Here is a 22,502-nt window from a genome sequence, read left to right on the forward strand (position 1 = left end):
GTAATGATCTTAAGGAGAGAAAATGAAATTCCATAAAACCTTATTAGTGACTTTGTTAAGTTCACTTTCTGTAGCGGCATTAGCTCAAGATAAAATTCAAAATGTAGCAATTACAGCGATTGTGGAACACCCTGCATTAGATTCAATTCGTAAAGGTGTGATTGAAGAATTAGCCCGAGAAGGGTTTGTTGATGGTAAAAACATTAAAATCGACTATCAGTCTGCACAGGGTAGTACTGCAACAGCAGCACAAATTGCGCGTAAATTTGTTGGGGATAAAGCAGATATTATTATCCCGTTCACCACACCTTCGGCACAACCTGTTGTTGCTGCAACACGTTCTATCCCAATTGTGTTTTCAGGCGTGACAGACCCGGTTGCTGCAAAATTAGTAAAATCGTGGGAGCCAAGTGGCACTAACGTGACGGGGATTTCAGACCACAAAGCGATGGCTCCACAAGTGAAATTAATTCAAACATTAGTACCGGATTTGAAAGCTGTTGGTTATGTGTATAGTGCAGGTGAAGTTAATTCTGCGATTGTGTTAGAAGAGTTAAAACAAGAGGCTCAAAAACAGGGCTTTACTATAGTGCCGGTTGCTGTTCAACGCAGTGCCGATATTGGCACTGCTGCTCGCAGCCTAAACGGAAAAGTGCAGGCTATTTATATTTCTGAAGATAATGCAGTTGTTTCGGCTTATGAAGCCTTACATAAAGCGGCTTTAGAAGCAAAAATTCCGGTGATTGCTGCTGACCGTGATACAGTACAACGTGGTGCAGTGGCAGCTTATGCGGTTAATCAATATGATATTGGTGTGGCAACCGGTAAAGTTGCTGCTCGTGTATTAAAAGGGGAAAAAGCAGGTACAATTCCAATCCAAGAAGTCAGCAAATTAGAGCTTTCAATTAATACTAAAACGGCAAAAGAATTGGGCATTACTATACCAGAGGTATTAATCAAAGAAGCTAAACAAACTTTTTAGTGTAAAAAATAAAAATTTGTTTTATTTGTCATAATCTTGTAGAGTAAAAATTCATTTCAACTCAGCTAAGGAGAATATTATGGGATGGATTGCTGCAATTATTGTTGGCGCTATAATTGGTTGGATAGCTTCGGCTGTAATGAAAAGTGAAGGCGGACTTTGCAAAAATATTATTATTGGTATTGTGGGTTCGTCACTTGGACGCTGGGTATTTGGTGATGTATTAGGTATTGGTTCCGCTTATAGTGCCGGAGACTTTAATATAGTCGGTATCTTTTTTGGTGTATTAGGGGCAGCTCTTTTGATTTTCATTTTGAGAAAATTAAGCATAATTAACTAATTTCGTATTTCAGAAAGGAAGCAGTTGTTTTATTACTGCTTCTTTTTTGTTAAATATACTCTTTTTGCTCTTGCATCAGTTGTGTGAAAAAATCAATTAGGATTCGCACTTTAGGAGAGAGATAACGACGGTTTGGATAGAGTAAGCTGATTTGTAGAGGTTCCTGTGTCAAAAAAGGCATAATAGGAATCAACTCTCCGTTTTTTAGCTCGTGTTTTATTAAAAACTTTGGAATGTTAATGATGCCCAAACCAGCTTTTGCCATTTGTACTAACGCATAACCATTGTTACTGTAAATTTTACCTTGTGGTTTAATTTGCATTTTTTGTCCTTGTTGAGAAAATTGCCATTGAGGATGGTATTCATAGAGTAGGCAGCCTCGTTCCACTAATGCTTCTAAGCCTTTAGGTTCGCCAAATCGAGCTAAATAATCTGGAGAAGCAACTAAAACCAAATGGGAATCTGCAATTTTTTTCGCTACAATGGAACTATCTGCAAGGCTACCAATACGCAGCACCAAATCAAAGCCTTCTGCAATCACATCTACCCGACGGTCACTAAATTCAATATGAAGGGCTAAATTAGGGTAATCTTCCATAAATTTCCCAAGGTAAGGGGCAATGAAGCGAGAGCCAAAATCCATTGGTACAGACATTGTTATTTTCCCTTGTAGCGTTGAGTTAATATTACTTACGCTGGCATCGGCCTCTTTTAGTTCATTTAAAATAGGCAAGCATTGCTGATAGTAGAGCAACCCTGCCTCAGTTGGCGTAATTTTTCGAGTGGTTCGTTGTAGTAAACGCACATTGAGATGTTCTTCTAACTGAGCCACCAATTTACTTGCCATGGGTAACGAAATTTGAGCTTGTTGTGCTGCTTGAGTGAAACTTTGGGTTTCAATTACTTTACAAAATAAACTGATTGCGTTTAGTTTATCCATTTTCTCTCTTCTTTATATTGTAATTTGTGTTAAGGCTTGCTATCGTAAAAATAGTGTATAAAAAAATCAACTTAAAAAGAAATAATTTCAAACAATTTAAAATAATTATTAAAAATTAGGTAATAAATTATGGGAAAATCACTAGTTATTGTGGAGTCTCCGGCTAAGGCAAAAAAAATTAACCAATATCTTGGTAGTAATTATGTGGTGAAATCGAGTGTGGGGCATATTCGTGATTTACCGAAAAGTGGTAGTGATGAAAAAACGGAAAAAGCGAAACCGATTTCAACCAAAGGGCTGACCGCTGCCGAAAAAGCTAAAATCAAAGCAGAAAAAGAGCGTGTTGCATTGGTTAAACGTATGGGTATCGACCCCTATAATGGCTGGAAAGCTAACTATCAGATTATGCCGGATAAAGAGAAAGTGGTTTCCGAGCTAAAATCGTTGGCAAAGAAAGCAGATCATATCTATCTGGCAACCGACTTGGATAGAGAAGGGGAGGCGATTGCGTGGCATTTGCGTGAAATCATTGGTGGTGATGACAGCCGTTTTAGCCGAGTGGTATTTAATGAAATCACCAAAGATGCGATCAAAAAGGCTTTTGACGATCCGCAACCGCTCAATATTGACCGTGTAAATTCCCAGCAAACCCGCCGCTTTTTAGACCGTGTAGTGGGCTTTATGGTGTCGCCATTATTATGGAAAAAAGTAGCTCGTGGTTTATCGGCAGGGCGTGTGCAATCGGTTGCCGTAAAATTACTGGTTGAGCGTGAGCGTGAAATCAAGGCGTTCCAAAGCGAGGAGTTTTGGACTATTCTTGCCAATACGCAAATTAATCGTAAAAAATTACCGCTTGAATTAACTACTTATAAAGGTAAAAAATTCTCGGCAAGCAATGAGGCTGAAGCAAATGTTGCAGTGCGTGCTTTGGAGCAGAGCGATTTTATTGTTTCTAATATTGAAGCCAAAGAAACCAGCTCTCGAGCTGCTGCACCATTTATTACCTCATCGTTACAACGTGCCGCTAGCACTCGTTTAGGTTTTGGGGTTAAAAAGACGATGATGTTAGCCCAACGGTTATATGAAGCGGGTTACATCACCTATATGCGTACTGATTCAACCAACCTTAGCCGTGAAGCATTAGCAATGGCTCGAGGTTATATTCAGGATAATTTCGGGGCGAATTATTTGCCGGAAAAAGCAAATGTGTATCGCAGTAAAGATAATGCCCAAGAAGCTCACGAAGCCATTCGCCCGTCGGATGTGAATGTCAAAATGGCGGATTTAAAAGGAATGGATAAAGATGCCGAGCGTTTATACGATTTAATTTGGCGTCGTTTCTTGGCGTGTCAAATGTTGCCTGCTCGTTATGATTCTACCGCAGTCACAGTGTCTGCCGGAGACTATGAACTCAAAGCAAACGGGCGTGTACTGCGTTTTGACGGCTGGACGAAAGTACTGCCGGTGCAAGGCAAAAATCCGGAAGATCAGGAATTACCGGCGGTTGAACTGCATCAAAAATTAACGCTTGATGAAATTGTGCCAAGTCAGCATTTTACTAAACCGCCTGCACGTTTTAATGAGGCGTCTTTGGTTGCTGAGTTAGAAGAGCGAAAAATTGGCCGCCCTTCAACCTATGCTTCAATTATTTCGACGATTCAAGAACGTGGCTATGTTCGCACCGAAAACAAGCGTTTTTATGTGGAAAAAATCGGTGAAGTAGTGACGGATCGCCTCAACGAATCATTCAAAGATTTAATGAATTATGATTTCACTGCCAATATGGAAGAGGTGCTCGACCAAATTGCAGAGGGGTCTAAAAATTGGAAAGAAGAGTTGAATACTTTCTTTAAACATTTCTCTGAAGAGTTGAGCCAAGCAGAATTAGATGAACTTGAAGGCGGAATGAAACCAAACAGCCTTGTGCCAACCGATATTGATTGCCCGACTTGTGGACGAAAAATGGCAATTCGCACCGCTTCCACAGGGGTATTTTTAGGTTGCACCGGCTATGCTTTACCGCCAAAAGAGCGTTGCAAAACGACAATGAATTTAATTCCAGAGGCGGAATTTTTCAATGTGTTAGATTCGGATTCTGAAACCAAAGCCCTAATGGCTCGCAAGCGTTGCCCGAAATGCGATTCGGCAATGGATAGTTATGTGATTGATGCTGAACGTAAATTACACGTTTGTGGTAATAATCCAAATTGTGATGGTCATATTATTGAGCAAGGTTCCTTCAAAATTAAAGGCTATGACGGACCTGTAGTGGAATGCGATAAATGCGGTTCAGATATGCACTTAAAACTGGGTCGTTTCGGCAAATATATGGGCTGCACAAGCTGCGATAACACCCGTAAAATTCTGAAAAACGGGGAAGTTGCTCCGCCAAAAGAAGATCCTATTGCTTTTCCTGAATTAAAATGTGAAAAAGCCGATGCCTATTTTGTATTAAGAGACGGAGCAAGTGGGGTGTTTATGTCAGCTCATAACTTCCCGAAAGTGCGTGAAAGCCGTGCACCAAAAGTGGTAGAGTTAGCTCAATATCGTGAACGTTTGCCGGAGAAATTGCAGTATCTTGCCGATGCTCCGCAGCAAGATCCGGAAGGAAACGAGGCAATTATCCGTTTTAGTCGTAAAGAGAAACGCCAATATGTGACTTCTGAGAAAAACGGCAAAGCCACCAAATGGATTGTTGATTATCTAGACGGTAAATGGGTTGAGCGTAAGAAATAAAGCTTAAAAGACAAGCGGTAAAATTTTCTAAAAATTTTACCGCTTGCTTTTAGATGTTCTGAGCGAGTAGTTCATCAATTGCTTTACTTAATTTATTGCGATCGTGTCGGTAATAAACGTCATTCGCAGATAAGTTTTTTCGCAAGATTTGAATATGTTCGGGAAGTTCAGAACCGGCATCATCAGTCGTAATTACCGCATTAATTCTAGCCTGTCCGATACAGTTCTCCATCCATTCAATTCGCTGATTAAGTGATAGTTGCCCAGCTGGGCCATGTTCTTGTCCGATATTGTCAATAAATACTACTCGGGCTTTGCTTTGAGCAATAGAGTTTGCTATGCCTGCCACCAGCAAATTCGGCATAATACTGGTAAAAAAGCTACCTGGGCCTAGCAGTATTAACTCAGCACTTTGAATAGCTGAAATGGCTTCTGGTGTAGCAACAACCATAGTATCTAACGCTAAATGTTGTGGTGTTTCTGCTAAAGAATCAATTTGCACTTCACCAAATACTGATTCGCCTGAATGCAACTGTGCAATTAAATGCACCGGTATTTCAGACATTGGGATAAGTTGCGATCTTACGTGCAATAATTCTCGCACCAAATTAATCCCTTCTAGCGGTCGGATTTGCATATTTTCAAGGGCGGTGAGAATTAAATTGCCTAGATTATGTCCAGCGAGTTCGCCTGTGCCAGCAAAACGATACTCAAACAACCGAGAAGCTATCGTTGGTTTAACGATAATTTGATTTAAACAGTTGCGTAAATCTCCCCAAGCAATCACCCCTTGTTGTGAACGTATTCTACCGGTTGAGCCTCCATTATCGGTAGTGGCAACAATGCCGGTAAGCCGTTCCTTTAAAAAAGAGAGCGCGGAGAGCAATCGACCTAAGCCGTGGCCCCCACCTAGTGCAACAACTGCATTGAGTTGGTTTAAATAGTGATGTCGGGTAGGTTTAAAAGGAATAATATCTGTATTTTCCATCTTGGGATTTCGTTTATTTTTCTAAAATAATGGCATCTGACTGGGCTGAAGGCAATGCTTGTAATACAGCTTTAACCAAAGTCGCTAAAGGAATCGCAAAAAACACTCCCCAAAAGCCCCATAAACCACCAAAGATGAGTACGGCAATAATAATTGTCAGAGGGTGTAGATTTACTGCTTCAGAAAATAAAAAGGGTACGAGTAAATTTCCGTCTAGCAACTGACTAATAATAAATGCGAGCATTAAATAGTAGAAATCCGGCGATAACCCGAACTGGAATAGAGCAATTAACATTACCGGAATGCTGACTAAAACCGCACCGATGTAGGGAACTAACACTGAAATCCCTACCGCTACAGAAAGTAGTAACGGATAGCGTAAATCAAAAAAGAGGAAAATAATATAAGTGACAACCCCAACAATTAGAATTTCTAAAAATTTACCTCGAATATAGTTGGCAATTTGTTGTTGCATTTCAAACCATACTCGTGTTGCAAGTCGACGGTTTTGCGGTAATACTTTACTAAAAGAACGCATTAAAACGATTTTATCTTTCAGTAAGAAAAAGACCATGAGTGGGACTAAGAAGGTGTAAATGCCTAAGCCAACTAAGCTGATGATAGAGTTAATCGAGAGTGTTAGAAGTGATTCTCCCATACTCAAAATATTACTTTTAGCGGTATTCACAATGGAATCTAGGGTCGCATAATCTACTAATTCAGGGTAATGCTCCGGTAGGGCTTGTAACCAAGCATTGAGCAGATTAAACATCGAAGGTAAATCTTGAATAAAGGTAACTGCTTGATTCCAAAGGCTGGGTAGTAGTACTACGCCTAAAAAAGATAATAAAGCGATGAAACCTCCTAGTACTAGAATGACACTCAAAGTTCGAGGTAATTTGAGTTTGCTCGACAAAAAACGGATTGGCCATTCCAATAAATAGGCAAACACAAGTGCAACCAGAAGGGGCATAAGCAGATCGCTAAAAAAATAGATAATACCGAAACCGATCAATAGAATACTAAACAGCACAACTATTTGCGGGTCGGTAAATTTTTTTCGATACCAATCTTGCAACATTTGAAACATATGGATTGCCTTTAAATTATGCGATGAAAATTATTTCTGGCTACAGACTGCAATGAACCCTAGCTTTTTGTCCGGGTCATTAAATAGTTTGTACATTTTATTAAAGGTTTCGCGATTTTCTGGTTTTAATGCATTGCCGATAATTTTCATGGCGCCTAAAACACCTTCATCATGAATCAGACCTTTAGGGGAAAGTAGAGACATTTCTCCGGAAAAGGTATCAACATTACGGAAACCACAACGTTGGAATAATGATTTCCAGTCTGCTTTAGCAAGTGGAGAGACAGTGATATTGATTGCATCACGCAACTCGGCTAATAAAGTATCGGAGTCTTTATCTTGGATAACAATATCGTGCGTTAATAAAAAGCCATTTGGTTTTAATACACGAAAATATTCACGTATTGCCTTTTCTTTCGCTTCTAGAGGAAGCATTGTCAGCATGGCTTCATTAATTACAATATCAAAACTTTCGTCGTCAAATGGCAGTTTTGTTGCGTTGGCGCGCTGTACTTGAATTAAATGCTCAACATGGTTTTCTTTGATATTTTTACGTGCTTTTTCAAGCGCATCTTCGTCTAAATCAATACCAACAATTTGGCATTCAAATTGTTGAGCTAATTGGATTGCAGTAGTCCCCATGTTACAGGCAACTTCGAGCACTTTTTTATTTTTATCAAAATCCCCGTTTGCAATTAACCAATCAGTTGCTAATTTCCCCCCGGGGCGTAAACGAGTTTTGCCTAAACGAGCTAAAAAATGATGACCAACTTCTTCTTTTTTCATAAAAACCTCTGGATTTGCAAAATACGTTAAATATATGACCGCTTGTATTGTGATCTATGTTCGTTATTATACTCAATTTTTTCATTTTCTTATATACAACATCAACAGATTTTGCCAGAATACAACCTCATTTTGATATGAGGAAAATAGAATGAGTAAGCAAAAGAATGATTACCTCCACCAGCGAGGTCAAATTAAAGAAAGTGCAGTAAAAGCATTAGTGACTGATCCACTTTTTAGACAACGTGTAGAAAGAAATCGTAAAGGGAAAGGGAGCTATCGCAGACAAGAAAAACACAAAAAAACTATCTATGGGCAAAAAGAAACCCCATTTAAAAATATTCGGTTAGAGTCTTTTTAAATGGGGTTTTATTTGTAGCTTATTGTAGTTTTATAAGCCTGATAAACACTATGGTTTACTGAAATAGGCCAACAACGGTTCTGGATTTTGAATATAAGAAGAAAGTTCTTTATGCTCTGGGTGACCCATATAGGAAATTTGCCCAAGTAAAGGCGCATTAATTTTTTGTGTCAGTAGTTCAATTAATTCGTGATAATGCCGTAGCCCTGGATTTACTCTGTTTGCGACCCAACCTACTAATTTTACACCACGCTGCAAAATTTCATTCGCAGTAAGTAGTGCATGGTTAACACAACCTTCCTTAATTCCCACCACTAAAACAACCGGCATATTGTTTTGCATTACCCAATCAGCAAAATAGTAATCCTTGTTAATAGGAGTTAGCCAGCCATAGGTTCCTTCTACGACAACATTTGGATAGGCATTTTCTAGTCGTTTTAAATCTGTGTTTAATTTTTCCAGTTGAATATGATGAACTGCATCTAAAGCTGCAAATACAGGGGTACTGGAATGAATAAAAGTATAGCTATTAATATCACGATAGCTAACATTAGTTGGACAGCTATCTAGTATGGTTAATACGTCTGAATTATCTTCAGTAGCATAATCATATTGAGTAGGTTCTGTGGGTAATGAATCATCACCGCCACAAGCAATGGGTTTATAGCCAATTACAGGAAAACTATGTTTTGTAAGTGTCTGTATGATGGCTCGGGTAACCACAGTTTTCCCTACGTTGGTGTCTGTTCCGGTAATAAATAATGAGGGCATAAATGGCTCCTTTCGAAAATATGGCTGGTAGTTTAACCAAAAATAGATCAATTTATTCTGTCTTTGATCAAATTTCCGTCATAAATTCCTTGTTTTATTGCTGAACAGGCAATTAATGGACTATTCCAATCGTATTGGCTGGTAACTAAATCGATTTTTAGGTTTGTTTGTAACAAATTTTTATGCAATTTTTCTGAAATTTGCGTAAATAACGGCTCTTTTATTTTGATCAATGGCGAGTTTAGCATAATTTTTTCACTAGAGAATATATTAACTAAATTCATTAATGCATAAGCTAAATTATCGGTAATATGCGATAAAATAGCTAATGCAAGCGGTTGATTTTCATCAATTTTTTGACAAAGCCAGCTGATTTTCTGTTCCTGACTTTTTAAATTATTAGGCAAATAACGATCAATGAGTCTCACAATAGCTGGGAACGTCACCTGATTGACTAATTTATAGCGATGAATTTCATCTAGTTCAGGGAATATTTCATCACTGAGATGGCTAAATCTAGGCATAAGCATATTATCAACATTCATCTTTGAGTGTTTAGACAGTAAACTACCACTAAGCAATACACTTAGATTCACAGTATCATCTAATTGTAGAAAAATAGCATTATCTTGGTTAATTAATGAGCCAACCGTAGATTCTGCAAGCAACCACAGCTGAAAATGTTCACTTAATAAAATAGGACAATGAAACAGTGGAGAGAGTTTAGATGTAATGTTACAGAATATATTTTTGTTCCCCAATTGAGTAATACTGTCTTTTTCTGCATTAATTTTACCGATCACACTAATAGATACAGCCAGGATCTGACTAGTATTGACACAATATAGTTGGCGGAACTTTGTAATAAAGTTAAGAATAAAATCATTTAGCCTAGGATAATTTTCTGCTGAGATTGTATAATCTTGCTTATAAATTTCTGCACCATTGAGTTTACAAAGTGAAATTTCAATTTTATGAGATGAAACAGTAACACAAAGTAGTTGCCAAAAAAAATTAGAAACAGCTAATCCAACGGAGGGGCGACCTCTGGATAAAGTAGTCTGAACCGTACGTTCTAAAATGAAGTGGTTATCTATTAGTATTTTAGTCAGATTTGTTACTGAAGCTGGGGCTAACCCCGATAGTTTAGCTAAATCTGTTCTTGAAATGAGTTCAAATTGCTCAATTAAATGGTATATTTTACCCAAATGAAGGGCTTTGTTGTCAGAAAACATTTAAAATCCTTATGTTAGAATTTTTAGATGACAATTATTTTTTGATATGAAAAAAATAACAATCTTTTTTTGTTTATAATGAGAGACAGATCACATAATTATTTTTTACGTTTAAATATTTCAGGAAAAGTATATGGAGTCTTTGATTCACTACCAATGGGTTGAAACAAATGAGCAATTAGAGGCCGTATGTGAACAGGCCAGAAAAACAAAAGTAGTTGCCTTAGATACAGAGTTTATCCGTACACGTACCTATTATCCGATATTGGGTTTAATTCAACTCTTTGATGGCCAACAGGTTAGCCTTATTGATCCAAATACGATTTCTGACTTCTCGCCTTTTGTGTCATTATTAGCCGATAAAAATATCATAAAAGTATTACATGCCTGTAGTGAGGATTTAGAAGTTTTTGAGTATCAATTTAAGCAATTGCCAGAGCCGATGTTGGATACTCAGGTGATGGCAGCCTTTGCCGGCATTGGTATTTCGATGGGGTTTGCAAAATTGGTTTCCCACTACTTAAATATTGAACTAGACAAAGGCGCTTCCCGAACCGATTGGCTTGCCAGACCGCTAAGCGCTGAACAATTACAATATGCGGCAGCTGATGTTTGGTATTTATTGCCAGTTTATGAGAAATTGGCACAAGCATTAACAAAAAGCACTTGGCAAAGTGCTGTAGCAGAGGAGTGTGTCGCTTTGTTGAAGAAAGCGAAACAGCCTATCAATAAGGAAAAAGCCTATAAAAATATTGCCAATGCTTGGCGATTGAATCGGGAAGAGTTAGCCATATTACAAGTATTAGCGAAATGGCGGATTGAAGAAGCACAAAAGCGCAATCTTGCCTTAAATTTTGTCGTGAAGGAGGCAAGTTTAGTTCAAATCGCAAAAAGCTGTCCTAAACACACTTCTTCGCTGTTAGAATTTATGCACCCAAATGAAGTCAGAATTCACGGAAAAAAAATACTATGGTTGGTTGAGCAAGGAAAAGCAATAGAATCGAATGATTATCCTGAACTCATTCAGCGCTTGGTGGATGAAAAGGGTTATAAATATTATATGCAAGCGATGTTGCAAAAATTATTAGAAATTCAACCGCTTGATATCGTACCGGAATTGGTTGCAAGTAAACGTCAATTAAATCAGCTATTTAAATGGTATATTGATGGAAAACCATCAGAAAAAATTCCTGAATTATTAATCGGTTGGCGAAAACCTTTTGGTGAACAGCTGCTATCGGTTTTATCTTAAATTTCATTCGGGTTACATAGACTATGTACAGTATAATTGCCTAAAAAGGAGTTTATATGGAAAATAAAAAACCACCAAAAGCATTAGATGCGATTGATTTAAAAATCTTAAACGAGCTACAACGTAACGGGAAAATTTCTAATATTGAATTATCAAAGCGAGTTGGGCTTTCTCCAACGCCCTGCTTAGAACGGGTAAAACGGCTAGAAAAAAATAACGTAATTATGGGCTATAAAGCTTTACTTAACCCTGAATTACTTGATGCCCCTTTACTGGTGATTGTTGAAATTACTTTGGTGCGTGGTAAGCCTGATGTATTTGAAGAATTTAATAAAGCGATTCAACAACTTGATGAAATTCAAGAATGCCACCTGGTATCGGGGGATTTTGATTATCTGTTAAAAACCCGTGTGGCGGATATGGCATCGTACCGTAAGTTATTAGGCACAACATTGCTTCGTTTGCCCGGCGTAAATGACACTCGAACCTATGTGGTGATGGAAGAAGTAAAACAAACCAACTATTTGTTGTTAAAGTAAGGAGAATTGGGTGATTGAACAACTTAAACCACACCTAAAAGGCAAAGAGAACTTGATCAAACTTATGCTTTTGTTGACCGGCTTTTTGGGCGTTTATTTGCTAATTGCTTGGGCAAGTTATAGTCCATTAGATAATGCTTGGTCTGTTGCAAGCAGCATTACACAAACAACCTTGAATAAAACAGGTCACTTTGGTGCTTGGAGTATTGATATGCTCTATGCAATGTTTGGTAAGGTTGCAGTTTTAGTACCTATTGCATTAATTATTTTCTCAATTTATAGCTTGGGAATGGGTTTAAGTGTCGATATGAAATGGAAAACTGTCTTCATTCGCCTAGCCAGTTTCTTATTATTGATGGTCGGTCTTGCCGGGTTATTTAGCGTGCTTTTTTCAAACTCAGCTTATTATCTGTCGGGTGGCTTTGTCGGTGGAGTTTGGGAGACAATATTATCTGATACTATCGGACAATTTGGTGCCTTATTGATTGCAATGCTTTTTACTATAGCTGGCTTATATTTTTGCTCTGTTCAATCATTATTGCCAATATTAACGCAATTTTATGAGTGGATAATGGCAAAATCAGAAGAGAGCAAAACAGCTGAATCTCTTCAGCATTTGCAAAATACTGAGCAAAAACAACCGCTTGTAACTGAAAATGAAGCGGTGGAAGTTGTAGATGACCATAAACCGCAATTTACCGATATCTCCGCCTTTAAACGCCCAAACATTGGTGGTTTAAGACACTCGGAAAATGTAGAGATAGATAACCGAGAAATGTATGAAATTGAAAGAGATCTTGAGCTACCGACTATTAATATTTTAATACAGCCTGATATGGTTAACCAAGTTGCGGAACAAGCTACATCGGGCTATGAGTTACCAAACGAAGAATCCAATGTATTGCAAATGCCGACCATTCGCTTAAATACCGCTATCGAAAACGAGGTGGATACAATCGAAAACAGTTCATCATTGGAAGACCTGAAAATAGCAGAATCTATGTTACCTCAAACTCAGCTTGATAATGATATTGAAGATACTGAAGAAGCTATTGACGATGTGCGTGAAATTACACCGGAATTTATGGTAACGCCGCCCAAGGCGATGAAAGATGTGTCTGAGCAGCCAGCCTATCCAAAAGGCTATGGTGATACGTTAATTCACCCGTTGTTACAACGAAAAGTGATAACCGAAAAACCGACAACACCATTGCCAACGCTAGATTTGTTGGATAAAGCACCGATTCAAAGCCAGCAAATTACCGAACAGGAAATACGAGAAACCTCTGTGCGGCTAGAAGCAGAATTAGCAAACTTTGGCGTAAAAGCTACCGTTGAAGATGTATTGGTCGGTCCGGTAGTGACCCGTTATGAAATCCAACCGGCTGCCGGGGTAAAAGCCTCCAAAATTACCAATTTAGCGAGCGATATAGCTCGTGGCTTAATGTTTAAAGCGATTAGGATTACTGAAGTTATCCCAAACAAACCTTATATGGGTATTGAAACTCCGAATAAACACCGTGAAACAGTGTGGTTGCGTGATGTGCTAGACAGCGATGAATTCCGCAATACCACTGCAACATTGCCAATGGCACTAGGTAAAGACATCAGTGGTGAGCCTGTGGTGGTCGATATGGCGAAAATGCCACACTTACTGGTGGCAGGGCAGACCGGTGGGGGTAAATCGGTTGGGGTGAATACGATGATTTTAAGTCTATTGTTCAAACTTACACCAGAACAAGTCCGCTTTATTATGATTGACCCTAAAGTGGTGGAGCTTTCCATTTATAACGATATTCCTCACTTATTAACGCCGGTAGTAACCGATATGAAAAAAGCTGCCAACGCACTACGCTGGGCGGTGGAGGAAATGGAACGCCGTTATTTGCTGGTAAGCCATTTACAGGTGCGTAATATTGAAGGCTATAATGCGAAAATCGACCAAGCGGCAGCGATGAATTTGCCGATTCCAGATCCAACGTGGCGACCGGGCGATTCAATGGATAGCCTTCCGCCTCCGCTACAAAAATTAAGCTATATTGTGCTGATTGTCGATGAGTTTGCGGATTTAATGATGTCTGCCGGTAAAGAAGTGGAAGAGTACATTATGCGAATTGCTCAAAAAGCCCGAGCGGTGGGAATTCACTTAATTCTTGCTACCCAACGTCCGTCAACCGATGTGATTACCGGCGTGATTAAAGCCAATATTCCAAGCCGGATTGCGTTTACAGTAGCGAGCCAAATTGACTCAAGAACTATTTTAGATTCAGGTGGAGCAGAGGCATTATTAGGGCGAGGCGATATGCTCTATTCAGGAGCTGGCAGCCCGGATATTATTCGGATACACGGTGCGTTTATGAAAGACGAAGAAGTGCAACGCGTGGCGGATAATTGGCGGGCAAGAAGAAAACCAAACTACTTGGAAAGCATTGTGGAATCCCGCTCGGAAGAGGCTGATGGCAAAAACGATGGCGGAACGGGCGATTTAGATCCGCTATTTGATGAGGTTGTTGAATATATCACGGAAACCGGTTCGGTCTCTATCAGTAATATTCAACGCCGCTTCTCGCTTGGTTTTAACCGTGCGGCTAGAATTGTGGATCAAATGGAAGCTCAAGGCATTGTTTCTGAGCCACTTAAAGGTGGCAAACGAGAAGTGCTGGCGAGGTAAAACACATACAAGCGGTTAGATTTCTGTGAAATTTTGCAAATTTTGACAAAAATCTAACCGCTTGTATTTATCTAATGCTAAATAAGCATAGTATAAGGCTAGTCTTTGGGCTAAAATTAACGCAATTTTTACATCTTTTAAGGTTGAATATATGCGATTAGATGATATTAAAGAAAGTAAAAATGTTGAAGACAGAAGATTCAACAATGTGGGTAGAACTAAGGTTGGTAGAGGGAAAGGTGGAATATTAACCTTTATTATCGTGCTTGTTGGAGCTTATTATGGTGTTGACTTAACAGGTTTAATGGGCGGTGGCGTAGAATATGAGGAGCAGACATCAGCATTAAATGAAAGTGAAGAAAAACAGCTAAGAACCTTATCCGCTAAAGTATTAACGACCACAGAAAATATTTGGACTTCCTACTTCCAGCAAAATGGTCTAACTTATAAAGAGCCGTCTTTGGTGCTTTACCGTGGGGCAATTCAAACTGCCTGTGGCACCGGTCAATCTGCAATGGGTCCTTTCTATTGCCCTGTCGATCAAAAGGTTTATTTAGATTTATCATTCTATGATGATATGCGTAAAAAATTAAGAGCATCGGGCGATTTTGCCTTCTCTTACGTGATTGCACACGAGGTTGGCCACCACGTCCAAAATTTATTGGGCATAACAAGCAAAACCCAACGGGCTCAAATGAAAGCCTCATCTAAAGCCGAAGCAAACCAAATTTCAGTCAATGTAGAATTGCAAGCTGACTGTTTTGCCGGCGTTTGGGGACACCAACTCGCAAAAGCCAACCGATTAGAGGAAGGCGATGTGGAAGAAGCCTTTAATGCTGCCCAAGCAGTTGGAGATGACCGATTACAGCAACAAAGTCGTGGCTATGTCGTGCCGGATAGCTTCACCCACGGCTCATCTGCACAGCGTTTGGCTTGGTTTAGAAAAGGTTTAACCACAGGAAATCCTGCAGTTTGTAATACATTTAATTAAAAAATAATTAAATTATTTGAAATCTTTTTATTATCGTACTACTATGATAGTACGATTTTATTTTCATTTTATTTAGAGAGTGAACACAATGTCTTATATCAAAAATGACGATGTCAGAATTACCAGTATTGAAGAATTACTACCACCTATTGCATTACTGGAAGCCTATCCGGCAAGTGATGTTGCAGCGGAAACCGTTGCTAAAACCCGTCAATCAATCCACAAAATTTTACACGGTGCGGATGATCGCTTATTAGTGGTGATTGGACCTTGCTCCATTCACGACCCGAAAGCGGCATTAGAATATGCACAAAAAATTAAAGCAATGCGTGCTGATCCGAAAATTAACCAAAACTTAGAAGTGGTGATGCGTGTCTATTTTGAAAAACCCCGTACAACCGTTGGTTGGAAAGGCTTAATTAACGACCCTTATTTGAACGAAACCTTTGCCTTAAACGATGGTTTACGCATTGCCCGTAAAGTATTATCTGATATTAATGATTTAAGCGTGCCGACTGCCGGCGAGTTTTTGGATATGATTACACCACAATATGTGGCTGACTTTATGAGCTGGGGAGCAATTGGGGCGAGAACGACTGAATCTCAAGTCCACCGTGAATTAGCCTCTGGTTTATCCTGTGCGGTAGGTTTTAAAAACGGCACGAATGGTAGTGTGAAAATTGCATTAGATGCAATTTCTTCCGCAAAATCGCCACACCATTTCTTATCGGTCACTAAATTCGGGCATTCTGCGATTGTTTCAACAGCAGGAAATCCTGACTGTCACATTATTTTGCGTGGTGGCGATAGCGCAACCAACTACGATGCTGACTCCGTTGCAGCGGCTTGTGCTGCGATTGAGAAATCCGGCGGACGTCCACACGTGATGATCGATTTCAGCCACGCTAACAGCCAGAAGCAGTTCAAACGCCAAATGGACGTTTGTGCTGATGTGTGCAACCAAATTGCAGGTGGATCAGACTTTATTTCAGGTGTGATGATTGAAAGCCACTTGGTAGAAGGTCGCCAAGACTTAATTGAAGGCAAAGGTTTAGAGGCGTTAGTTTACGGACAAAGTATTACAGACGGTTGTATTGGTTGGGAAGATAGCGAAAAAGCGTTATTTGCACTGGCACAAGCGGTCGAAAAACGCCGACAATTTGCAAAATAATCTTTTCATTGAGGGCGAATACAATTCGCCCTTTCTTTGTTTAACCTTAAAGCAAATTCAATTTGTTCAAACTAAAAATATGATGAAATCTACTATTCTTGCTTTAGATACTGCCACAGAGGCTTGCTCTGTAGCGTTACAACATAACGGAAATATCACTTTCTTAGAAGAAATCAGCCCTCGTTCCCATACCCAGCGAATTTTGCCGATGGTCGATGAATTACTTCATCAAGCCAATATCGAACTCAAAGAAGTAAATTATTTAGTATTCGGACGTGGTCCGGGCAGTTTTACCGGCGTGAGAGTAGGTGTAAGTGTGGCTCAAGGGTTAGCGATGGGGGCGAATTTGTCGGTGGTCGCTGTTTCCAACTTAAAAGCAATGGCAGAAGAGGCATATCAAAAATTAGGGGCAACAAAGGTAATTGCCTTAATTGATGCCCGAATGAATGAAGTTTACTTTGCTCAATTTGAACGAAAGGGTGCAGAATGGAATGAAGTAGTGGCTGAACAAGTCTGTTCGCCCGAAGCTGCAATAGGCCAATTTCAAGTAAGTGAAGAGACTGTGGTGGTTGGCACAGGTTGGGCGGCATATTTGCAATTTTCTGAGCAAAATCTACCGCTTGTTATTAGCGATATCACTTTGCCTTCCAGTCGATATATGCTTTCGATTGCTGAAACTGAAATCCTAAAAGGGAATACTCTATCTGCCCTTGAAATAGAACCGGTGTATTTGCGTAATGAAGTCACTTGGGAAAAATTACCGCATAAGCAATAACACTACGCTTTTTGCTAAATAAAGAAGTATTGCAAGAACCCCGTATAACAAGCAATGCCAAATAAGATCATACCTAGTAGCTTCGTGGTTAATTCGGGGCTTAAAATATTGCGCAATTTCATTGAAAAATAGACCGTAAAAAGCGAACTCATTACCACAATGCCGACAATCGCAAAATTCACATAGCCGATTTGCCAAGTTGCTAAGGTTGAATTCAACACAAAAGGGCGGGATAAGTAGCCATATAAATTGCCGATTCCGCCAATCACCATCATATAGTTAGTATAAACTGCAACCTGTTTCGGTGAAACCGAGCGTATTTGCGTGACAATCGGAGCCATAATCGAACCGCCGCCAATGCCGGTAATACCTGCAATTAAACCGCCTAAACTGCACATTGTGGCATTAGATACTGCTTCTTTTGGTTTAGGTTTAACTCTTGGTTTGTGAAATAGGGTTTTAAATGAAAGTGTCAGCAGGGTTAGAATAAAGATAGCGATAATGCTGTTATCAGAGAAAAGAAAACTGAGTTCAAACCCAATTTGTACGCCTAACATCATCGCAAGTGACCAAATCAACACATTTTTTCGATTGATTTTTATCTGTTGATGGTGGAATAAGCATAAATTGATAGTGGCTGAACCAATCACAATGGTAAGAGAGCAGGCGGAAATCACTTGGAGAGGCAGTTCAGGAAACAGTGAATGTAAAATCGGCATCATTAAAACACCGCCGCCAATCCCAAATAGTGCAGAAGTGATATTGACTACAACACCACAAATGATCAAAATAATTATCACGGCCATTGTCATAATCCATCTCCTAAAGTGCGATAAGTATGCAAAATTTTCTAAATAAAGGATTATGATCGCAATCATATATGGCAAAAATAAAATAATAAGGATAATCAATGAACAATATGCCAACCCCCGAACAATTGATGTCTTGCCAATTAAGTGTAATGTCTGATCTAGAAAAAGGAGTCGTCATTTATTCTCAGGGTTATCACGCCAGAGAATTTTATTTTTTAAAGAGTGGCTTGATAGGGCTGTATCATATGCTGGAAAATGGTAAAGAGAGCTTAGTAAGGGTTTATAAAGCCTGTGATTACTTTGGTTTTCGGACCTTTTTTGGTAACAGCACTTACCATTGTTCAGCCCGAGTTTTGCAGCCGGCAGAACTGATACGAATTACCCCATTAAATTTTATGGAGTTTTGGGCAAACAATTCTGACTTAATTATCTCCCTATTAAAACAGCTCTCTACAGAATTACAAGATGCAGAACATCGTTTATCGATGGTGTCCTATCAAAAAACGCAAGAGCGGGTAATAAGCAGCATCCACTATTTACATCAACGTTACCCCAATTATCACTGGACTAACCGTGAAATCGCTGAATTTGCAGGTTGTGAAACCGAAACAGCAATTCGGTTACGGCGGGAATTAAAGAAAATCAGTTAAATTGTCATAAATTATTCATAGTTGTGATCACCATCACATATCTATTATGACAAACATCATATTCTATCGTTAAAAATAAGATTTATGCTATTGCCGTCTCTAATGGGATATGTCATTTATATAGTCATATTGAGGTGAAGAATATGTTATTAACAATAATTACTTTTCTGGTTGTGACTGGACTAGTCGGGTATATATCCTGGCAAAAAACCAGAAATGACGATCTTTCAACATCTAAAGGTTATTTCTTGGCAGGGCGTGGCTTGAGTGCTACGATTATCGGCTGTTCAATGGTCTTAACTTCCCTTTCTACCGAGCAACTTATCGGCGTGAATGCCAACTCTTATGCCGGTAATTTCTCGATTATTGCGTGGACTGTGCCGGCGGTCATTCCGCTTTGCTTCTTGGCACTTTATCTGTTGCCGAAATATATCCGCAACGGTTACACCACCATTCCGGAGTTCTTTGAAAACCGTTTCGACCGCCAAACCCGTTTGATTATGTCGGGCTTGTTTTTGGTGTTCTATCTTTTCATCGTCATTCCGACCGCACTTTACACCGGTGCGATTGCCTTCAATAAAATCTTCAACCTTGAAACCGCTTTCGGCTTAAGCTACGGGGCGGCGATTACCTACACGGTGATTGCGATTGGTATTGTTGGGGCGATTTATGCGATCTTCGGTGGCTTAAAAGCGGTGGCGGTGTCAGACACTTGGAATGCGGTCTTGTTAGTCATTGGGGCATTATTAGTGCCGGTGTTTGCACTTATCTATTTAGGTAATGGCAGTATGGCAGAAGGGGTGAAAATCATCACCACTACTCACGTTGAAAAATGGAATGCGGTGGGTAGTGCCACCGATGCAGTGCCGTGGCCGACCATTTTCACCGGTATTATGGTGGTGCATTTCTTCTACTGGACGACCAACCAAGCCATTGTGCAACGTGCCTTGGGGGCGAGAGACTTAAAAGCCGGTCAAAAAGGGATCTTAATTGCGGCACTGTTCTTATTATTGCTACCGCTTATCTTAAACTTACCGGGCTTACTCAGCTTCCATATTTTAGGTGAGGGCTTGAAACCGATTGATGTGTCTTACCCTGAATTGGTGAATAAAACTTTCCCAACCGTGCTACAAGGCTTCTTTATTGCCGCACTGTTCGGGGCGATTTTGAGTACCTTCAACTCGTTCTTAAACTCAGCGGCAACCATTTACTGTAAAGACTTGCTACCGTCTATCAGCAAAAAACAGTTCACAGATGCGGAACTTATCCGCTATGCGAAAAAAGTCTCTGCGGTAATGGCGGTGATTACGATGATCTTCGGACCGTTACTGATGTTCGGTTCAGACGGTATTTTCTTGCTGACCAAACGCTTCGCCGGTTTTGTGAACATTCCGATTGTGGCACTTTTCGCTGTGGGGTTATTCAACAAAACCGTCTCAGGAAAAGCCGCACGCATTGCCTTGCTCGCACACGTTATTCTCTACTTCTGCATCGTTTGGGTGTTTGATGTAAAAATCAACTTCGTGTATGTGCAAGCCGGTTTGTTCGTGTTCGATGTGGCGTTAATGCTGATTTTAGGCACTTTCTTAAAACGTGCGACCCCATACGAAGACAACAAAATCAACCACGCTAATGTGGACTTAACCGGTTGGGAATACGCCCCACTGGCAGTGGCTTCTATCGTATTGGGCTTATTCACGCTATACGCTTTCCTTTCTCCGCTCGGTTTAGCCTCGCCAGACGGCAACCCAGCGATGGTGCTGGCGGTGTATGCGGTGCTACAAGCGGTGGTTTGTGTTGTGTTTTTTGCAAAATGTAAAGGTAAAAAGGTTGTGAATTAACCAAATATACACTCCCCTCTTTTCTAAAGAGGGGAGTGTATATTTGGAAGACTATTTCATCAGGGCTCTTGCCCTAACAAAGAGGTCATTTATGAATAACATCATCTATATTTTGTTAGATCAAGTGCGTAAAGATATGCTCGGCACTTACGGGCATCAGGTGGTGAAAACCCCAAATTTGGATCGCTTGGCGAAAGACGGCATTCGGTTTAACAACGCCTTTACGCCGGCTTCGGTCTGCGGGCCGGCTCGCACCTCGCTGTTTACCGGCTTAATGCCGTCCAGCCACGGGATTATCAAAAACGGCGAAAAAGGCGGCACAGGCGAAATTCCACAACAAAACCCTAATATTGCCGGCGTGGAGGGCTATAACTCCTTTGTGATCGGCAAATGGCACGTTGGTACAAAATCCGTTCCCGAAGATTATGGCATCGCCGGTCATAACTTTGACGGCTATGGCTACCCGGGTAGCCAAGTGTATAAAAACCTCGTGTTCAATCAGCCGCCAACGCACTCCAACCGCTACCGTGAATGGCTGGCGGAAAAAGGCTATGACGCACCTGAAGTCAGTCGAGCCTATTTTGGCGACAATCCACACCTGCGTGTGCAGGAACTCTGTGGTTTGCTTTCCGGCAGTCGCGAGCAGACAATAGAGTGGTTTATCATTGACGAGGCGAAAAAATACATTCAAGCCTCCCTTGATGAGAAAAAACCGTTCTTTGCGTGGATCAACTTCTGGGGGCCGCACACTCCGTGTGTAGTGCCGGAGCCGTATTATTCAATGTATGACCCAAGCCAAGTGGTATTGGACGAGAGTTTCTTCAAACCGCTTGAGGGCAAACCGAACCACTTCCGCACCATTTCACAAATGTGGGGAATGTGGGAGGCGAGCGAAGATCGTTGGAAAGAGGTGATTTCTAAATTCTGGGGCTACATCACGCTGATTGACGATGCCATTGGCGAGCTGTTTCGTTTCTTGGAAGAGAACAATCTCTATGAAAATACCTTCCTCGTTGCTACCGCCGACCACGGCGATGCGATGGGGGCGCATAAGATGATCGAAAAAGGCGAGTTTATGTTTGAAACCACCTACAACATTCCGCTGATTATCAAAGATCCACACTCTACAAGGGTGAACGAAGTCGATGACAACCTCGTTTATTTGCACGATCTCACCTCCACCGTGTATGATGTAGCAAATCAACCGATCCCGACCGCTTTCCAAGGCGAGAGTATTCTGCCGATAACCAGACAAAGCCAAAACAACGACCGTAAAGGCTTGTTGTGCCAACTGGCAGGGCATTTTGTCTATTTTGAACAGCGAATGTGGCGGCGTAAGGATTACAAATTAGTCTTCAACGCCACCGACCGTTGTGAACTCTACGATGTCAGAAAAGACCCCGAAGAGATGCACAACCTCTTTTATGACGAAGCCTACCGAGCCGTGAAAAAAGAGATGTTGGAAGAAATGCGACAGGAAATGAAACGCCTCAACGACCCACTGGAAAATTGGGTGTATCGGATTATTGATGAGATATAATTGTTTGTAGGGGCGGGTTTTATACCCGCCC

The 22,502-nt window shown here is 40.4% G+C and carries 20 protein-coding genes; 13 read left to right on the plus strand and 7 right to left on the minus strand.

Translation table 11 applies throughout. From position 1 onward, the window contains the following. Positions 1–22 precede the first annotated feature (22 nt). The gene (locus tag EDC41_RS02575) at positions 23–982 is read left to right on the plus strand and encodes an ABC transporter substrate-binding protein (protein WP_115262409.1); all 960 of its coding nucleotides are present in this window, start codon (positions 23–25) and stop codon (positions 980–982) included. A 79-nt stretch (positions 983–1,061) separates the two neighbouring features. Next, the gene (locus EDC41_RS02580; protein ID WP_006251053.1) at positions 1,062–1,322 is read left to right on the plus strand and encodes a GlsB/YeaQ/YmgE family stress response membrane protein; all 261 of its coding nucleotides are present in this window, start codon (positions 1,062–1,064) and stop codon (positions 1,320–1,322) included. Between the two features lie 49 nt (positions 1,323–1,371). Here EDC41_RS02580 and EDC41_RS02585 read toward each other — a convergent pair whose 3' ends face one another. Further along, positions 1,372–2,262, minus strand: coding sequence for a LysR family transcriptional regulator (locus EDC41_RS02585; protein WP_006251054.1), 891 nt, complete (start codon positions 2,260–2,262; stop codon positions 1,372–1,374). Between the two features lie 129 nt (positions 2,263–2,391). Between EDC41_RS02585 and topA the strand changes: the two genes are divergently transcribed. Then, on the plus strand, positions 2,392–4,998 hold the full coding sequence (topA, locus tag EDC41_RS02590; RefSeq protein WP_006251055.1) for a type I DNA topoisomerase: 2,607 nt from the start codon (positions 2,392–2,394) through the stop codon (positions 4,996–4,998). A 49-nt stretch (positions 4,999–5,047) separates the two neighbouring features. Here topA and EDC41_RS02595 read toward each other — a convergent pair whose 3' ends face one another. The 3 genes from EDC41_RS02595 to EDC41_RS02605 are packed head-to-tail and all read right to left on the minus strand — an operon-like array spanning position 5,048 to position 7,862. Next, positions 5,048–5,986, minus strand: a complete 939-nt coding sequence (locus EDC41_RS02595) for a gluconeogenesis factor YvcK family protein (protein ID WP_006249031.1) — start codon at positions 5,984–5,986, stop codon at positions 5,048–5,050. A 13-nt stretch (positions 5,987–5,999) separates the two neighbouring features. Next, positions 6,000–7,076 (minus strand): AI-2E family transporter, encoded by a 1,077-nt coding sequence (locus tag EDC41_RS02600; RefSeq protein ID WP_006249030.1) that lies wholly within the window; start codon positions 7,074–7,076, stop codon positions 6,000–6,002. A 30-nt stretch (positions 7,077–7,106) separates the two neighbouring features. Then, the gene (locus tag EDC41_RS02605; protein WP_006249029.1) at positions 7,107–7,862 is read right to left on the minus strand and encodes a class I SAM-dependent methyltransferase; all 756 of its coding nucleotides are present in this window, start codon (positions 7,860–7,862) and stop codon (positions 7,107–7,109) included. Positions 7,863–8,013: 151 nt separating this feature from the next. Here EDC41_RS02605 and EDC41_RS02610 point away from each other — a divergent pair, with 151 nt between their 5' ends. Then, positions 8,014–8,223, plus strand: a complete 210-nt coding sequence (locus EDC41_RS02610) for an alternative ribosome-rescue factor A (protein ID WP_006249028.1) — start codon at positions 8,014–8,016, stop codon at positions 8,221–8,223. Positions 8,224–8,271: 48 nt separating this feature from the next. On the opposite strand, the gene bioD is transcribed toward EDC41_RS02610, so the two are convergent. Then, positions 8,272–8,994 (minus strand): dethiobiotin synthase, encoded by a 723-nt coding sequence (bioD, locus tag EDC41_RS02615; protein WP_006251056.1) that lies wholly within the window; start codon positions 8,992–8,994, stop codon positions 8,272–8,274. Between the two features lie 47 nt (positions 8,995–9,041). Next, a complete protein-coding gene (locus EDC41_RS02620) occupies positions 9,042–10,229 on the minus strand; it encodes an ROK family protein (protein WP_006251057.1) in 1,188 nt (395 codons plus the stop codon). Positions 10,230–10,362: 133 nt separating this feature from the next. Between EDC41_RS02620 and rnd the strand changes: the two genes are divergently transcribed. The 6 genes from rnd (at position 10,363) to tsaB (ending at position 17,628) form a co-directional block, all read left to right on the plus strand. Further along, entirely contained in the window at positions 10,363–11,481 is a 1,119-nt protein-coding gene (rnd, locus tag EDC41_RS02625) for a ribonuclease D (protein WP_006249025.1), read from the plus strand. A 56-nt stretch (positions 11,482–11,537) separates the two neighbouring features. Beyond that, entirely contained in the window at positions 11,538–12,020 is a 483-nt protein-coding gene (gene lrp / locus EDC41_RS02630) for a leucine-responsive transcriptional regulator Lrp (RefSeq protein ID WP_006251058.1), read from the plus strand. 10 nt (positions 12,021–12,030) lie between these two features. Continuing rightward, on the plus strand, positions 12,031–14,691 hold the full coding sequence (locus EDC41_RS02635; protein WP_006252618.1) for a DNA translocase FtsK: 2,661 nt from the start codon (positions 12,031–12,033) through the stop codon (positions 14,689–14,691). A gap of 151 nt (positions 14,692–14,842) precedes the next feature. Continuing rightward, entirely contained in the window at positions 14,843–15,682 is an 840-nt protein-coding gene (gene ypfJ / locus EDC41_RS02640; protein WP_006249022.1) for a KPN_02809 family neutral zinc metallopeptidase, read from the plus strand. 88 nt (positions 15,683–15,770) lie between these two features. Next, complete coding sequence (gene aroG / locus EDC41_RS02645) at positions 15,771–16,853, plus strand: 3-deoxy-7-phosphoheptulonate synthase AroG (protein WP_006252619.1); 1,083 nt, start codon at positions 15,771–15,773, stop codon at positions 16,851–16,853. An 82-nt stretch (positions 16,854–16,935) separates the two neighbouring features. Then, entirely contained in the window at positions 16,936–17,628 is a 693-nt protein-coding gene (tsaB, locus tag EDC41_RS02650) for a tRNA (adenosine(37)-N6)-threonylcarbamoyltransferase complex dimerization subunit type 1 TsaB (RefSeq protein ID WP_032844422.1), read from the plus strand. Positions 17,629–17,642: 14 nt separating this feature from the next. Here the strand turns inward: tsaB and EDC41_RS02655 are convergent, their stop codons facing one another. Then, the gene (locus EDC41_RS02655; RefSeq protein WP_020824062.1) at positions 17,643–18,440 is read right to left on the minus strand and encodes a sulfite exporter TauE/SafE family protein; all 798 of its coding nucleotides are present in this window, start codon (positions 18,438–18,440) and stop codon (positions 17,643–17,645) included. A gap of 98 nt (positions 18,441–18,538) precedes the next feature. Between EDC41_RS02655 and EDC41_RS02660 the strand changes: the two genes are divergently transcribed. The 3 genes from EDC41_RS02660 (at position 18,539) to EDC41_RS02670 (ending at position 22,471) form a co-directional block, all read left to right on the plus strand. Continuing rightward, positions 18,539–19,090, plus strand: coding sequence for a Crp/Fnr family transcriptional regulator (locus EDC41_RS02660; protein WP_006252345.1), 552 nt, complete (start codon positions 18,539–18,541; stop codon positions 19,088–19,090). A gap of 143 nt (positions 19,091–19,233) precedes the next feature. Next, positions 19,234–20,931: a solute:sodium symporter family transporter gene (locus EDC41_RS02665; RefSeq protein ID WP_006252344.1), complete on the plus strand. Its 1,698-nt coding sequence runs from the start codon at positions 19,234–19,236 to the stop codon at positions 20,929–20,931. 91 nt (positions 20,932–21,022) lie between these two features. Further along, the gene (locus tag EDC41_RS02670) at positions 21,023–22,471 is read left to right on the plus strand and encodes a sulfatase family protein (RefSeq protein WP_006252343.1); all 1,449 of its coding nucleotides are present in this window, start codon (positions 21,023–21,025) and stop codon (positions 22,469–22,471) included. Positions 22,472–22,502 lie beyond the last annotated feature (31 nt).

Source organism: Mannheimia haemolytica, assembly GCF_004342115.1.
In the GTDB taxonomy this organism is placed as follows: Bacteria; Pseudomonadota; Gammaproteobacteria; order Enterobacterales; family Pasteurellaceae; genus Mannheimia; species Mannheimia haemolytica.

Coding starts and splice junctions, on each gene's coding strand:
- ypfJ (WP_006249022.1), top strand. CDS start 14,843: ATGCGATTAGATGATATTAAAGAAAGTAAAAATGTTGAAGACAGAAGA.
- EDC41_RS02665 (WP_006252344.1), top strand. CDS start 19,234: ATGTTATTAACAATAATTACTTTTCTGGTTGTGACTGGACTAGTCGGG.
- topA (WP_006251055.1), top strand. CDS start 2,392: ATGGGAAAATCACTAGTTATTGTGGAGTCTCCGGCTAAGGCAAAAAAA.
- lrp (WP_006251058.1), top strand. CDS start 11,538: ATGGAAAATAAAAAACCACCAAAAGCATTAGATGCGATTGATTTAAAA.
- EDC41_RS02575 (WP_115262409.1), top strand. CDS start 23: ATGAAATTCCATAAAACCTTATTAGTGACTTTGTTAAGTTCACTTTCT.
- EDC41_RS02660 (WP_006252345.1), top strand. CDS start 18,539: ATGAACAATATGCCAACCCCCGAACAATTGATGTCTTGCCAATTAAGT.
- EDC41_RS02670 (WP_006252343.1), top strand. CDS start 21,023: ATGAATAACATCATCTATATTTTGTTAGATCAAGTGCGTAAAGATATG.
- tsaB (WP_032844422.1), top strand. CDS start 16,936: ATGAAATCTACTATTCTTGCTTTAGATACTGCCACAGAGGCTTGCTCT.
- EDC41_RS02595 (WP_006249031.1), bottom strand. CDS start 5,986: ATGGAAAATACAGATATTATTCCTTTTAAACCTACCCGACATCACTAT.
- EDC41_RS02580 (WP_006251053.1), top strand. CDS start 1,062: ATGGGATGGATTGCTGCAATTATTGTTGGCGCTATAATTGGTTGGATA.
- bioD (WP_006251056.1), bottom strand. CDS start 8,994: ATGCCCTCATTATTTATTACCGGAACAGACACCAACGTAGGGAAAACT.
- EDC41_RS02610 (WP_006249028.1), top strand. CDS start 8,014: ATGAGTAAGCAAAAGAATGATTACCTCCACCAGCGAGGTCAAATTAAA.
- EDC41_RS02655 (WP_020824062.1), bottom strand. CDS start 18,440: ATGACAATGGCCGTGATAATTATTTTGATCATTTGTGGTGTTGTAGTC.
- rnd (WP_006249025.1), top strand. CDS start 10,363: ATGGAGTCTTTGATTCACTACCAATGGGTTGAAACAAATGAGCAATTA.
- aroG (WP_006252619.1), top strand. CDS start 15,771: ATGTCTTATATCAAAAATGACGATGTCAGAATTACCAGTATTGAAGAA.
- EDC41_RS02600 (WP_006249030.1), bottom strand. CDS start 7,076: ATGTTTCAAATGTTGCAAGATTGGTATCGAAAAAAATTTACCGACCCG.
- EDC41_RS02585 (WP_006251054.1), bottom strand. CDS start 2,262: ATGGATAAACTAAACGCAATCAGTTTATTTTGTAAAGTAATTGAAACC.
- EDC41_RS02620 (WP_006251057.1), bottom strand. CDS start 10,229: ATGTTTTCTGACAACAAAGCCCTTCATTTGGGTAAAATATACCATTTA.
- EDC41_RS02605 (WP_006249029.1), bottom strand. CDS start 7,862: ATGAAAAAAGAAGAAGTTGGTCATCATTTTTTAGCTCGTTTAGGCAAA.